Raw genomic sequence first — 14,459 nt, 5'->3', positions numbered from 1 at the left:
TGAAATTTACGTCCAAAGATTCTTAACCCCAGGTAGATTGTCTGGTCCAAGACAAGTAAATAGAGCAATTATACTTATTACACAAATAATCAAGGATGATATGATAGAAAATGAAAGAAGTTCAAAAATCAATTTGATAACGTCATTACTTCTCCCAAAAAATTGAATATTTCTTACTATATAAGTACTCTTGTAGATTATTGAATACGTAACAAAATGTTTAAAAGATTCAGGTATTTGATTCACAGATACAAGAGTACCACTTGAAAGTAAAAATACTACAGCCAAGGTTGAACCAATCAAGTTTGAGGACAGACTGTTAGGTGCTAGCACGGAAATTAACAAACCAAATAAGGTATAAAAAATTGCGTTTATTGGTACTAAAATTAAGAAATAGATAAAATTAATCTTTAAACCAAGAAAATAGAATATGAGATAAGAAATCAAGCCTGATGTTGTGCTTAAAGAAAATAAAACCAAAAATTTTAAGAAAAAGTAGGATGAAATTTTAATTTTAGATAAAGCCAATAATCTGAATATACCTGCTTCTTTTTCACGAGAAATTAGTCCAGAACCAATTACCAAACCAACAAACATTGTAACTATAAAAATCATACTTGGTGCAAAAGCATGTGAAAAATCAAGTGTTTTATCTGTAGTGAGTTCAGGCGCAGGTACATTCGAAGCTGTATACATCTCGCGTAAAACTTTTGGATTGAAAAACGGACCACCACCAAGATCCTCAAACATCTGCCTAAACACAATATAGGCTGCAACTGACAATTCTGTGTTAATCGGACTTGGTATATACTTGAGCTTTGTCTTCTTGCCGGAAAATAGAGAACTGGTAAAATCTTCTGGTATCACAACAACTGCGTTGAGTTCCCCACTTCTTAGCTTTTCCTGGTAATTCTCATCAACATATTTTATTGTACCACCGCGAAAAAGAGAGACAACCACACCAACTGTAAATTTAGAAAGAGGAGACCTATCTTTACTGTAGACCCCTATACTTAATTTTGTAGTACTCACAGAACTAAAAAAAACAAGATTTATGAATACAAAAATAAAAGGAACGAGGATTAATACCACATAAGTCGAAGGCTTGGAAAAAAGTTTTTTGTATTCAAAGATCAAAAGCTGCAACTTGATCACTCCTATGAGATATCAAAACTTCAGTTTGATAGAAATGTTGTGACTAAAAATTGAAAATGTCTTTTCGAAGTTGGCTGAAGATACACTTTCAAAGTTTGGGAGGAACGGACCAAATACAGTAATTCCTATATGATAGTTAAAAATATACGCAAGTACTGGAAAATTGTGGAAATTCAAAGGAACTTCAATGGAAGCTCTCAATGTTCCGATTATATTCAAAAAATGGACTGAGTTGAAATGTTTGAAATCAACATTCTTAAAATCTGTAGAAGAATTTGAACTTCCTAAAAAAAGTTCAATTGTTTCCAAATTCAGTCCAATAGCACCACCAAAACCTATAATTGTTTCCGCTGATGAGTTTCCAAGCCTTATTCCAAAAAGTTTTGCTGAAAGGTTATAATCAAACCCGTTTACGCGGTATTTAAACGTGGAAGGTAATATACTTTTTATTGTGCTGTAGTAAGTAAAACCACTTGTTAGAACAGACGGTTGTCTTGGATTTGCATTGTACTCAAATGTATAACATGCAAGCAACTTATCAAATAAATCTATTTCCTTCTCTGAAATTTGAGCAAAATACCTTGCACCATGACTTGGTTCTGTTAAACATACACCGTACCAGTCAGCGTAAGTATTTGTATAGGCAAACAACCTCACAAAAATAACGGTTAAAATTAAAAAATACAGTTTTTTCACAGAACTCACCTTCCTTTTTTAAGATTTACATATAGTATTATAACATATAACAAATGAATACGGAAAGGATTTCAAAATCGAATCTTTCGTTAAGTTAATAAACGTTCAATAACCCCTTGAAATTTTAAAAGTATATGGTACAATCTTTAAGCGGAATGTATACGGAGAGATGGCCGAGTGGTCGAAGGCGCTTGCCTGCTAAGCAAGTGTGGAGGTTTCTCCACCGAGGGTTCGAATCCCTCTCTCTCCGCCAATTTTGGTAATCGGTGGTTGGTGAGTGGTGATCGGTGCATGAAAACAAATAACAATTGTCCTTGACACTGATCACTGGTTACTGATCACCGATTAATATTTTGGTACTATAACATATCAAATATTATGTGCCCGTAGCTCAATTGGATAGAGCGTCAGACTGCGGATCTGGAGGTTGTGGGTTCGATTCCCGCCGGGCACGCCAGAATACATCAAGAAGTTGTTTAAATTTTTCTTTTTATAAAACAAAAGCTACACATTATCGTGTAGCTTTTGTTTTTTGTTGTGGTATAATGATAAATTGAATTGAGAACAAAAAGTGTATAACTTTCTAAAAAAGGTGATTGGTCTGATAAAAAACCATATCTAAATATTGATGTATTTTTCTGTCATAGCGGGGGGATTTTCTTGAAAAGGGCTATTATTGTTGCCATAGGAAACGAATTGGTTGAAGGTCTAATAGTTGATACAAATTCTAAATACTTGAGTTCAAAGTTGAAGAATATTGGTTATTATGTAATCCGTACAGAAACTGTTCCAGATCGGTTGGATATAATAGTCGATAGAATATCATGCGCGATAAACGAAGCGGATTTAGTTGTTACAACTGGTGGTTTAGGACCCACAGAAGACGATTTAACACGTGAAGCTATTGCATATTGTACTAATAGAAAACTTCTGAAAAACGAAAAATTAGCAGAGAAGATTATGGAAAAAGCGTTGAAATATTATAAGAGGACCCCACAAAGTGTTTTGAAACAAGCCATGGTAATAGAAGGTGCTTTGGTAATTGATAATCCTGTCGGGACTGCTCCTGGTCAGTATATTGAATATGAAGATAAGAAAATTATACTTCTACCAGGTCCACCGGTTGAGTTAATACCAATCTTTGAGAACATAGTTGAAAGTATCAAGACAGAAGAGGCACTTTACACAAGGAGGATAAAAACCATAGGTATCCCTGAAGCTGTTCTAATGGAAGATTATAAAGAAATAATATATTCGAATAAAGATATTACTGTTGCTACGATGGCTTCATACGAACGAGGTGTTGAAATACGTCTTACTGGTTCTGTTGAATTAAAAAGTGAAATTGATGGTTTAATCCAAAAACTTGTATCAATACTCGGACATTATGTGTACGCTACTGACGATGATGAAATGAAAGATGTGATTTTCAAATTATTATTTGAAAAGCAAAAAACGGTAGCTTTTGCTGAGTCATGTACAGGCGGAATGATCTCCTCAACACTTGTCGATGTTCCTGGCATATCTTCCGTTTATAAAGGTACTATAGTAGCTTATTCAAACGAATCGAAAATAAAACTTCTTGGCGTGAAAGAAGAAACAATTAATAAATATGGAGCTGTTAGTGAAGAATGTGTAAGAGAGATGGCAATGAATGCAAGAAATATATTCAAGGTTGATTATGCAGTAGCTGTCTCGGGTATTGCCGGTCCAAGTGGCGGAACAAGGGAAAAGCCAGTGGGAACTGTTTGTATCGCCTTTGCTTCGGAAAATGACTTAGCATCTGAAACATACAATCTACGCGGCGATCGACAAATGATTAGAGCAAGAACAACTTTGTTAGCTTTAGACATGTTAAGGAGAGGGATTCTTAGATGCCAAGGCTAAAGAAAAAATTTCAAAGAGTTACCATAAAAGACGTAGCTGAATACGCCGGTGTTGGAGTCGGAACTGTGTCGAGAGTTCTGAATAATAACCCACACGTTGATGCTATGACAAAACAAAAGGTTTTAGACGCAATCAAAAAGCTTGGATATGCGCCAAATCCTCATGCAAGACGGCTCTCTACTGGTGAAAGCAACCTTGTAACAGTGATTACTCCAGAAATGAAAGGTGATTTCTATCAAATACTAATGTCTGCTATCGATGAGGTATTAATAAAAAATGGTTATTCATCTTTTTTATATCCACTATACAATCAAAAGAAATTCGAGGCATTAAGAAAATCTTCAGACATATTGTTATCTACTGACGGAATAATAGTGGACGGTGTTAGCGTCGATAAGTTACTGTCAAATCTTGTAAGCCCTCAAACTCCCGTTGTTTGCATTGAGCAAGACTCTGAAAAGTATGATTCTGTGATAGTGGACAATTACTATGGTGGGGTAATTGCCGGTGATTATTTCTCAAATTTTGACATGGATATATTTGTTGTAACACATCGAAAGGCACATGAACTTGAGAGCACTGTTTTTGACGAAAGACTTGAAGGGTTTCAAGAATCACTTGAAAGAAAAGGAAGGAATATAGACAAAATTTATTATGTCCCACTTGATTGGGAAAGTACGTTTGAAGTTGCAAGACGTATTTTTTCAAGATACAAAAGATGCGCAATATTTACAACGACTGATTATTTAGCCGTTCCCATCATCGAAGTTGCAAGAACGATGGGGCTAAAGGTGGGAACAGATGTTAGAGTATGTGGATTTGACGACTTGCCCATTGCACAAATACTTGAAATAACAACTATTAAACAACCAATATTTGAAATGGGAAAACTTGCAGCTGAGCTACTTATGAAAAGAATAAACGGCAAGCTTAAAGAAAAGGTAAAAAAATACGTACTCAAACCAGAGATTGTGATAAGATCAACTTAGTCACAATCACAGAACTTTCGTAGGGGGTTTATAGATGAAGATAGCAGTTTTGCTCGGTGGGATTTCTAAGGAAAGAGAGATATCAATTAGAAGTGGGAAACGTATCGTTCAAGCACTTAGAAAGGTAGGGCATGAAGTTGATGAAATAGATGTTAGAGAAGATTTCATTTACAAGGTTGCCTTATTAAAAAAATACGATGTTGCCTTCAACATACTCCACGGAACATTCGGTGAAGATGGAAGAATGCAGTCAATTTTGGACATTATAGGTATACCTTACACTGGTTCCGGTGTTGAAACAAGTGTGCTTGCGTTTGACAAATATCTATGTAATTTGTACGTTGAAAAACTTTCTAGCGTTTACTCAGATATTTTGTCTGTCCCAGGATTTTTACTGATTCGAAAAGAGCAATTTACTGAGAATACACTATCACGTATCGAAAAATTTCCTGGATTACCCTGCGTTGTAAAACCAAGAAACGAAGGTTCAAGTATAGGGACCCATATTTGTTTTAGTATCGATGAACTCAAAAATGCGTTAAAGCAAGTACTTGAAAACTACGGTGAGGCCATAGTTCAAGAGTACATCAAAGGAAAAGAGATAACTATATCCATAATTGACATCAATAGAAAATCTACAGTTTTACCCATACTTGAGTTAAGACCAAAAAAGTTGTTTTATGATTACGAAGCCAAATATACCGATGGGATGACAGAATTTGTTCTTCCTGCAGAGTTAGATAATGAATTGTCAATGAAAATTAGCAATTTAGCATTAAATATTTACGAATCAATAGGCTGCAAACATTTTGCAAGAGTAGATGGGATTGTAAAAGACGAAAAGTTCTACTTTTTGGAGGTAAACACACTACCAGGGATGACTGAATTAAGCGATTTACCAATGTCAGCAAAAGCTTATGGGATTAACTTCGAAGAACTTGTAGACATAATAGCAAAAGAAGCTTACAATAGTCCACCCTCTTTTTCAAAAAACCGAGGTGCTTCAAATGAAGATTAAAATTCATGAAAATATAATAAAATTGAGCAGGGAAACCGTGAATAAAATTTCTATGTATGTTGTCCTGGGAATTTTTATCTCTTTTTCATTGCTATTCGGATTTTTGCTTGACTTACTGTTTAAAACCAACGGATTATTTTCAATATTGTTCTTAATATTTTCATTATTGCAAACCCTATTTGGAATGTCGATCGTTGGAAGGGTTATAATAAACCTTCTCGAAGCCCAGCCAGTTAACCTATTTAACAAAGGTGATCTTAGGGTTGATTTAAAAGTAATCGAAGAGCTTTTTAAAAACACAAGTTCACAAATTGACCTTAAAGAAGATATAGAACTTTTCTTGGTTGATTCGCAAACAATAAACGCAATATCTATCGGGAGGCTAAAGCATGATCACAAAATATGTATCACGATAGGTGCTTTGGAGAAGCTTGAATATGGTGAACTTAAAGCATTATTTTATCATGAAATATTTCACATAATAAATGGTGACACAGATTATTTAACAACAGTAAGTGGTTCGTTTGGAAGTCCGATGTTGTTCTTTACAATATCAAATCGCAACCTGAAACGTCTGTTGAAAAACAAAAATAAACTCTCAAATACAGAGTTTTACAAAAACTTCTTTATTTTGTGGTTTATAAGCATAGCATCTTTTATCCTCCTTCCGCTTTCCTTATTAACCAATATTTTTGTTAGTGTAAAAAAAGAATTTGATGCAGATGTATTTGCAAGCAAAAACACAAGCTTAGATGAAATGATTAAACTTTTTGAGAAAGTCAAACTCAACTGCAAAAGCTTTGAAGTTAATTATTACTTTATGAAACATCTTTTTTTTACTCACCCAAACTGTAAAGATGTATCAAAAAGGCCAAACAGAATAATAGAGACGTACCCCTCGATTGATGAAAGGATAGAGTTCTTAAAAAATCTAGAAAATCAATGAAAAAAGAGGTGAACAAATAAATGCCCAATTTATTGAGCCATCTAAAATTTGGTATGATTTCTTATCCCGCTTATTTACTTGTTTATATAATCATTTGTACAAGCCTTAGGAGAAATTTCTCGCCTAGCACTGTCGAGCTAGCCATGTCATATCTCTTTTACATAATAGGAAGTGATTTACCAGATTTGGATAGTACTAACGCACCTCTAAGAACTTTCACAAAAGCACTTTCTCTTGGTTTTTCAATTTACATTTTCACACCTTACCTTGCAGAAAAAATCAAACTTATCCAACAAATAACAATTCCTAAGGTTCTTGTAATACCGATTGCACTTTCAATATCTATGTTGATAGGTGCTGGGTTAATAAACTTGTTTTTATCAATGCCAATATTTTCTCACAGAGGTTTTGCTCACTCGATTACATTCGCCGGAATTTATGGATTTATTATATATTTATTTTCAACCAACACGAATGATCCTGTATTCTTAGGAATAAGTGCTTTTGCAGGTGTTATGAGTCATATGATAGCAGATTACTGGAAGAATCCAGTAAAAATATTTAAATTCTACTAATTTCACAAGGAGGATTGTTGATGAAATTTCTTGATGGTGTGAGTGTAACGTATGTATTGAAAAGCGAGAAGAATAGTTTATCAAAACTAAGTAAAGAAATTGCAAAAATTGGAACAAAAATCGAGTTCCAACCTATTAATAGCAGATACTATGGACACTACAGGATAGAATTTTACGAACCATCCGACAAATTACCCACAATAAAACTCACAGGATTTCTCACACACGAAAATCCAATCGACTGGTTAATGGAACAAGATAACCAATCCGAAATCATTTTCAACGAAACATTTCACGTAGTAGACACGGAAATCATAGAGATTAGCAAAACAGATATCATTCAGTCCATCGTGGTCGAACAATACAAAATTTATTCGATAATCAACAAAGATAGTTCAAAGGATCTCACAATAGAAAAACTTGTTAAGCTCACGTTGAAAAAGCTATTTGAAATCTATTTTGGCGAAGAATTCAAAGAAGACGACTACGACATACAAATACATCCAGAACTGACAGATTATTTTTAAATAATTCAGAAAGCGAGCCATAAATGATAGGTGTTTCAACAAAAGCACATTTTTACCAAGGGATTATTTTGGCTATCTCTGGTACAATGTTAATTTTTACACCCATTCCTTCTACGAGATTTTTGTCAAATGGCGGGAGAATTTTAATCATTACCTCTCCAAAATCAGTATCAACATAATACTCACAAAAGTTGCCAAGATAAACTATTGTCCTTATTCTTCCCGAAATAGGTCCATCTTCAGAAATTTTCAATCCTTCTGGTCTGCATCCAAGAACAAATCTCTCGCCTTTTGCTGTAGGTAGAGAAGGTATTTTATAACGTTTGCCATTCAAATTTATATATGTACATTCAGATGATTTCTCAACAACTTCTATCGGAAAAAAATTAATCTTACCCATAAATTCCGCAGCAAATTTACTAACAGGTCTTTCATAAATATCTTCGGGTGAGCCAGTTTGCTCTATCTTGCCAGTGTTCATAAGAACTATTTTGTCTGATAAAGTTAATGCTTCTGTTCGGTCATGAGTAACATATATTGCAGTTATCCCGACTTCTTTTTGTATCCTCTTTATTTCAATACGCATTTGTTCCCTTAACAAAACATCGAGATTAGAAAGTGGCTCATCAAACAAAAGCACGCTTGGTTCAACCACAAGTGCTCTCGCAAGAGCAACTCTTTGTTGCTGACCACCGGAAAGGCTCGATGGCGGCCTTTCACCAAAACCTTCTAATCCAACTATTTTTAGTATAGCTTCTACTTTCCTTTCTATTTCCTCTTTCTGTAGTTTTCTCATTTTTAAACCATAAGCTATGTTTTCTTTTACGTTCATATGAGGAAATAGCCCATAACTTTGAAAAACCATAGCCGTATCTCTTTTCCATGGCGGAATATCCACTACGTTCACATCGTTTATGAGTATTCTACCACTCGTTGGTTTTTCAAAGCCAGCAATCATTCTTAACGTTGTCGTTTTCCCACATCCAGACGGTCCAAGTAATGTTACAAACTCACCTGGTTTTACCGTGAAGGTTATTTCATTTACAGCTTTAATTTCCGTTCCTCTAAAATCTTTGAATATTTTTGAAACGTTTTCTAGTTTGAGGGAGACTTGTTTCACAGCACATGCACTCTCCTTTTGTAAACATAATTCCAAATTAAAACATAGGGCTGATGTCTTCTTTCACTGAACAATTGTTTTTTCCAGGTATTCACTTTTTTTAACAAGTAGTCTAAGAATACCGAACACTGTTAGCACAATTATTATCAGCACAGACGAAAGTACGCTTGCCAAACCGAATCTTAGATTCTCAGAAAAGTTATAAATCTGCATAGTTATATGATACCATTTTGCTGATACCAAAAATACAACAGCACTGACCGCAGTCATTGCTCTGACAAAAGTATACGATAAACTTGATATAAAAGCTGGACGTATAAGTGGAAGTACTATTGTTGTAAATACTGTTTGCGGGTTCGCTCCCAGATTTTGCGCTGCTTCTTCAATAGATGGATCTATTTGCTTCAAAGTTGCTATGCCTCCTTCTACTCCAACTGGCAACTCACGAATCACATAATTTATGACTATGATGATAGCAGTACCAACGAGTAACAAAGGTGGTTTGTTAAACGCAATGACATAACTAATGCCTATAAGCGTGCCTGGAATTGAAAATGGAAGAAGAACTAATCCTTGAAGCAATTTTTTTCCGGGAAATTTTTTTCTTACGAACAAAAAAGCCACCACCATCGAGAATACACCTGCAACTGGCATTGAAATACTTGCTAAAAGAGTTGTATCAGCGAGTGCTTCTTTTCCTCTTTGAAGTGCTTCTTTTATATTATCCAATGTAAACGTATAATCTATTCCCCAATTCTTTACAAAACATCCCATAAATATAGTCGAATACAATCCGATAAGATAAATTATTATAAAATAGACCAATATTGTTAGTATTTTCTTAATTCTTGGTTCCACTACTTCAACAATTCTCCCGCTCGGTTTTCCAGTAATGGTCACGTAAGATTTTCTATTTACAATATATCTTTGAAGGTAAAAAGCAGTAAGGGTAGGTAAAAGTAAGAGTAAAGAGAGAGCTGCTCCTCTATCAAGCCTGTTCATTCCTGTAACTTCAAGATAAGCTGTAACCGAGAGTACATTAAATTTTCCACCAAGCATTAAAGGATTAGCAAAATCAGCTATTGAATTTGTGAACACAAGCAACCAGGAACTAAAAATACCTGGCGTTGATAAAGGAAGTGTTATTGTTCTAAAAACTTTCCATCTACTTGCTCCAATGTTCATTGCAGCTTCTTCAAGGGTGCTATCTATCGAGTCAAGAACACCTAAGAGTGTCAAATAAGCTATTGGAAACATTCCCATTGTTTGAGCTAGGACAAGTCCGTCAAGACCGTATACATCCCAATTCAATCGCAGAAGTTGTTTTGTTATTAGCCCGTTTGAACCGAAAAGCAAAATTAGGGATAATGTAAGTGAAAATGGTGGTGATATAACTGGCAAAGTAGCTACAATAGAAATAAATCTCTTACCAAGAATAGTCGTTCGCGTAACGATAAAGGCAAACAAAAAACCTATAATAGTCGAAGTCGTAGCTGTTAACACACCAAGTATTATACTGTTGTATAGCGCTTTGATGTAGTTTTTCTCAGTGAGTATAACTTTCCACACATTTAGTGTGAACGTGCCTGTTCGCATGAAAGTAAGTTTCACAGCTTCATATAATGGATATACAATAAAAGTGAATACAACTGCAAAGGTAATTAATATTGCATACGTTGTAACTGGGTCAACGGAAAAAATTGCTACTGAGAAACCAAGTGTAAAAAGTGCAAAAAGGATTATAAACATGACATCCACTGTGTTCATTAATTTCAAGGTATCAGCAGCATCATGCAATTGTACTATTATTCCTTTCAGTTCATAATCTTCCATAATTGGAGCAAAAACAACATAGTAAGTACTAGAATTTAGTTTAACTGTCTTATTTGAAATGTATATTTCCTCATACATTGCATGTTCCTTTCCATATGAATAGTCCGGAAGTTTCTTAATTATCTCACATAAGTTCTCAACTGTTTGAAAATTGTTATCCTTTAGATCAAATATACAATACTCAACACTTGGAAATTTTTCTTTTAAACTGTAAATATCACTTAAAGAAATTAACCTACTTAGATTGACCAAATTCTCCCGCGTAATGCGGGAGAATTCATTTTTCACAGTTGTCCGAATCCAGAAAAGTATAGAAAAAACTATGATTAAAACAGATATGAATTTTACTATTTTCCAATTTCTTTGTTCCATCTTTCCACTAACCTTTCTCTATTTTGGGCTTCCCAGAGCAAATCTTGTTGAATGAGATTTACATCTTCCAGCTTATAAACCAACTTATTTTTAGGCGCTTTAGGTGAAAGTGGAATAACATACCAGCTTGCAATAATTGTTTGAGCTTTATCTCCAAGTATCCAATTGTAAAGTTTTTTTGCTTCTACTGGTTCTTTCCCGCCCCTTATTAACGACATTGCAGCGATTTCATACCCACTACCTTCTCGTGGAAGTGTTATTACAATGGGAGCACCTTCTTTTTGAAGTTTTACAAGGTCATGAAGATAACCTATTGCTATTGTTGTTTCTCCAATTGCACAATCTTTGCCAGGAGCAGAGCCAGACTTTGTGTACATGTTTATGTTTACGTCAAGTTTTTTAAGGTAATCAAAAACTTTGTTTTCGTCTCTCTTGTAAATATTAACAAGAGTTGTAATAACATTGTATGCTGTACCAGAAGTATTAGGATTTGCCATTCTTATCAATCCTTTGTACTCTTGTTTTAACAAGTCAGCCCAACTTACAGGTGGGGTAATTCCAAGTTCTTTAGCCTTGTTTTTATTTGTTGCAAATGCAAGTGGACCAACATATAAACCTATCCAATACCCATCAGGATCTTTAAATTTTTCATCTATAAACTGACTATAAGGAGCCTTATAAGGTGTAGTTAGTCCTTTCAGCTTTGCCTCAACATGAAAGACTCCAACCCCACCAACCCAAATAGAAGCTTGTGGATTGTTTTTTTCAGCTTCTAATCTTGCAAGTACCTCACCTGTAGACAATCTTACCCAGTTAACTTTGATTCCTGTTTCTTTTTCAAACTCCGCAAACAGTACTCTTGCTAACGGTTCTTCAAGTGTTGTATAAACATTCACGTAATTTGCTGCTATTACAAACGCAGCACAAAGAAATACAACCAAAATACTCAAAAAACCTTTCATATGTCTCACCTCCATACTGAGATTTAACAACGTCTTTTATATTTGGCACAAATATATTCAATTATATCACATTTATTGTAATTCAAAGCCAAAAACACAAGAGAAACAAATAAAACCAGAAAAGATGCCAGTGTTCACAATTTGATCTCGCTGAAAGGGAAGTGCAAAACAATATCAAAAGTTGCATAAGTTTATTCGTTGTAAACAACAAACGAAGTCGGTGTTTCCCAAAGTCTTATTTCGGTGAGTTTGTATCTTTCAGTATGTAACCTATCTTTCAACCGATTCCAAATCCATTCTGCTATATTCTCAGCAGATGGTTGAGGGATGATATCATTTATATAAGAATGATCTAATACATTTAACACCTCGTTTTGGACTATTTGTTTCAACTCCAAAAAATCTATGACCATACCCTCTTTGTCACGTTCACCACAGACAACCACTTGCAATTTATAAGTGTGACCATGAAGTTTTTCACATTTTCCATGATATTCAACAAGATTATGTGCAGCATCAAAAGTAAATTCTTTAACCACGCACAACATAATGATCACTCCAACCTAACATATCTTCTGAGCTAAAATCAAACGGAAATTTCACAGGTTTGTTTTCAAGTGCTGATTTATATATAGCTAACACTATCTCCACGGCTTTCTTACCCTCTTCACCGTTTATTTTTGGCTCTCTGTTTTCTACAACAGCATTACAAAAATCTCTATAAAGAGGTACATGCCCTGAACCGTAAACAGTATCCGGATCTGGAAGATTCATAAATGGGTGTGAGTCTTCTTTCTCAAAACGCCAAACCTGTATTTTGTTAACTGCTAGACCTCCGATAATAACAGTACCTTTTTCACCAAATATCGAGAGAGTCTCCTCTAAATTTTTCGGATAAATTGTAGATGTACCTTCGATTATACCAACACTACCGTTTGCAAATTTCACTATCGCCCCTCCAAAATCCTCTGCTTCGATATAAGGATGCTGAAAGTTTCTTATTACCCCATATACCTCATCTATCTCTCCTCCGAGCATCCATTGAAGCAAATCAATATTGTGTGTACATTGATTCATCAAAGTTCCCCCGTCTAATCTCCAACTACCACGCCATTTTGCTTGATCATAATAATTCTTGTCCCTGTTCCATCTAATACTTGCCACACCGTAATTTATTTTTCCGAAACTTCCACAATCAATCTTTTTTCTAAGCTCAACTATTGGCGGATTAAAACGGTTTTGAAAACATACCCCAAGTTTTAAGTTATTCTTCTTTGCAGTATTTATCATTTCATCAATGTGAAATGTAGATAAAGCCATTGGCTTTTCAACAAGCACATTCACGTTATTTCTTAAGGCTTCCATGGTAATTTCGTAATGAAATCCACTTTCCGTGGCTATAACAACAAAATCAAGCTTTTCTTCTCGGAGCATCCGTTTGTAATCAGTATAAACTGATGGTTTGTAACCTAAGTGTTTGTTTATCTTTTCACAACAGCTTTCCGCTCTCTCTCTTACTATATCACAAAACGCTTGAACTTTCAGAACATCACTGTTCTTTATCATTGCTTCAACATGCTTTGTTGAACCTATTCTTCCACAACCAATTAGCGCCATTCTCAACATAATAACATCTCTCCCTTCTTTGTCTATTCATTCAGTGAATGAATATATACGCTATGATTATATCACCAGAGCCTACTTTGCTCAACATGTTAATTCGGTATTTATCGGTATTTACTTTAAGCCAACGAGAGATGTTGTATGACAAAATTAGAAAAAATAAAAGATTCCGGATGATTTATTCCGGAATCTGAGCTGATTTATTTTATTGGCCTCTTTTCAGGTATACCACTTCTTCTTGGATACTTATCCGGGGTATAGTTTACCTTCTCAAATACAAGCAGATATCTGTCTTTACCTTTTATGTTATAATTTCTAACTTCTTTTAGTCTTACGCCAAGCTCTTTCATGGCATTTATTGATTGACCAAGTTCTTCGTTGTAACCCGGTCCTTTATATATTAATATCCTTCCACCTATCTTAACATATGCAGCTGTGAGTTCGAGCACAGTAGCGATTTTGGAGACTGCTCGTGATGTGGCTGAATCAAAATAATCCCGGTAATTACCGATACTTTTTAATTCTTCTGCTCGTGTGCAAATAAACTCTATGTTGCAAATCTCCAACTCCTTGCAAATTTTACTTACATATTCAATTTTTTTGCATACACTATCTATCAAAACACCTCTTACATTAAATTCGATTGAAAGGAAAACACCAGGTACACCACCACCAGTCCCAACATCTAAAAAAATATTACCCAGATCTTCCTTTCTAACTGGTAAAATTGAATCAAAATAAAGATAAGAAAAGGCC

The 14,459-nt window shown here is 34.8% G+C and carries 14 protein-coding genes and 2 tRNA genes; 8 read left to right on the top strand and 8 right to left on the bottom strand.

The window, feature by feature from the left end:
* Window positions 1-6 precede the first annotated feature (6 nt).
* The gene (locus N2Z58_06710; GenBank protein MCX7654346.1) at window positions 7-1,146 is read right to left on the bottom strand and encodes an ABC transporter permease; all 1,140 of its coding nucleotides are present in this window, start codon (window positions 1,144-1,146) and stop codon (window positions 7-9) included.
* A gap of 21 nt (window positions 1,147-1,167) precedes the next feature.
* Window positions 1,168-1,851, bottom strand: a complete 684-nt coding sequence (locus N2Z58_06705) for a hypothetical protein (protein MCX7654345.1) — start codon at window positions 1,849-1,851, stop codon at window positions 1,168-1,170.
* Window positions 1,852-2,014: 163 nt separating this feature from the next.
* Here N2Z58_06705 and N2Z58_06700 point away from each other — a divergent pair.
* The 8 genes from N2Z58_06700 to N2Z58_06665 all read left to right on the top strand — a co-directional run bounded on the left by N2Z58_06700 (window position 2,015) and on the right by N2Z58_06665 (window position 7,793).
* Window positions 2,015-2,104, top strand: a tRNA-Ser gene (locus N2Z58_06700).
* 127 nt (window positions 2,105-2,231) lie between these two features.
* Window positions 2,232-2,308: transfer RNA gene (locus N2Z58_06695), tRNA-Arg, on the top strand.
* A 203-nt stretch (window positions 2,309-2,511) separates the two neighbouring features.
* The gene (locus N2Z58_06690) at window positions 2,512-3,738 is read left to right on the top strand and encodes a competence/damage-inducible protein A (GenBank protein MCX7654344.1); all 1,227 of its coding nucleotides are present in this window, start codon (window positions 2,512-2,514) and stop codon (window positions 3,736-3,738) included.
* Complete coding sequence (locus N2Z58_06685) at window positions 3,726-4,727, top strand: LacI family transcriptional regulator (GenBank protein MCX7654343.1); 1,002 nt, start codon at window positions 3,726-3,728, stop codon at window positions 4,725-4,727. Before N2Z58_06690 ends, N2Z58_06685 begins: the two co-directional genes overlap by 13 nt.
* Before the next feature lie 34 nt (window positions 4,728-4,761).
* On the top strand, window positions 4,762-5,745 hold the full coding sequence (locus N2Z58_06680; protein ID MCX7654342.1) for a D-alanine--D-alanine ligase: 984 nt from the start codon (window positions 4,762-4,764) through the stop codon (window positions 5,743-5,745).
* Window positions 5,735-6,691, top strand: a complete 957-nt coding sequence (locus N2Z58_06675; protein MCX7654341.1) for a M48 family metalloprotease — start codon at window positions 5,735-5,737, stop codon at window positions 6,689-6,691. The genes N2Z58_06680 and N2Z58_06675 overlap by 11 nt, the downstream gene beginning before the upstream one ends.
* A gap of 20 nt (window positions 6,692-6,711) precedes the next feature.
* Window positions 6,712-7,266: a metal-dependent hydrolase gene (locus N2Z58_06670; protein ID MCX7654340.1), complete on the top strand. Its 555-nt coding sequence runs from the start codon at window positions 6,712-6,714 to the stop codon at window positions 7,264-7,266.
* A 20-nt stretch (window positions 7,267-7,286) separates the two neighbouring features.
* A complete protein-coding gene (locus tag N2Z58_06665) occupies window positions 7,287-7,793 on the top strand; it encodes a hypothetical protein (GenBank protein MCX7654339.1) in 507 nt (168 codons plus the stop codon).
* A 52-nt stretch (window positions 7,794-7,845) separates the two neighbouring features.
* Here N2Z58_06665 and N2Z58_06660 read toward each other — a convergent pair whose 3' ends face one another.
* The 6 genes from N2Z58_06660 to rsmG form a co-directional block, all read right to left on the bottom strand.
* Window positions 7,846-8,913: an ABC transporter ATP-binding protein gene (locus tag N2Z58_06660; protein ID MCX7654338.1), complete on the bottom strand. Its 1,068-nt coding sequence runs from the start codon at window positions 8,911-8,913 to the stop codon at window positions 7,846-7,848.
* 63 nt (window positions 8,914-8,976) lie between these two features.
* On the bottom strand, window positions 8,977-11,118 hold the full coding sequence (locus tag N2Z58_06655; protein ID MCX7654337.1) for an iron ABC transporter permease: 2,142 nt from the start codon (window positions 11,116-11,118) through the stop codon (window positions 8,977-8,979).
* Complete coding sequence (locus N2Z58_06650) at window positions 11,094-12,080, bottom strand: ABC transporter substrate-binding protein (GenBank protein MCX7654336.1); 987 nt, start codon at window positions 12,078-12,080, stop codon at window positions 11,094-11,096. The genes N2Z58_06655 and N2Z58_06650 overlap by 25 nt, the downstream gene beginning before the upstream one ends.
* A 191-nt stretch (window positions 12,081-12,271) precedes the next feature.
* Window positions 12,272-12,628 carry a 6-carboxytetrahydropterin synthase QueD gene (queD, locus tag N2Z58_06645; GenBank protein MCX7654335.1) on the bottom strand — a complete coding sequence of 119 codons (357 nt, stop codon included), beginning with the start codon at window positions 12,626-12,628 and terminating at the stop codon, window positions 12,272-12,274.
* Window positions 12,612-13,706, bottom strand: a complete 1,095-nt coding sequence (locus N2Z58_06640; GenBank protein ID MCX7654334.1) for a Gfo/Idh/MocA family oxidoreductase — start codon at window positions 13,704-13,706, stop codon at window positions 12,612-12,614. The genes queD and N2Z58_06640 overlap by 17 nt, the downstream gene beginning before the upstream one ends.
* A gap of 197 nt (window positions 13,707-13,903) precedes the next feature.
* On the bottom strand, window positions 13,904-14,459 hold a 556-nt coding region (gene rsmG, locus N2Z58_06635), incomplete at its 5' end, for a 16S rRNA (guanine(527)-N(7))-methyltransferase RsmG (GenBank protein ID MCX7654333.1).

Source organism: Fervidobacterium sp., assembly GCA_026419195.1.
Lineage (GTDB): Bacteria > Thermotogota > Thermotogae > Thermotogales > Fervidobacteriaceae > Fervidobacterium.
Note: the sequence above shows the minus strand (reverse complement) of the source record. Positions and strands in the feature narration are given on the sequence as shown.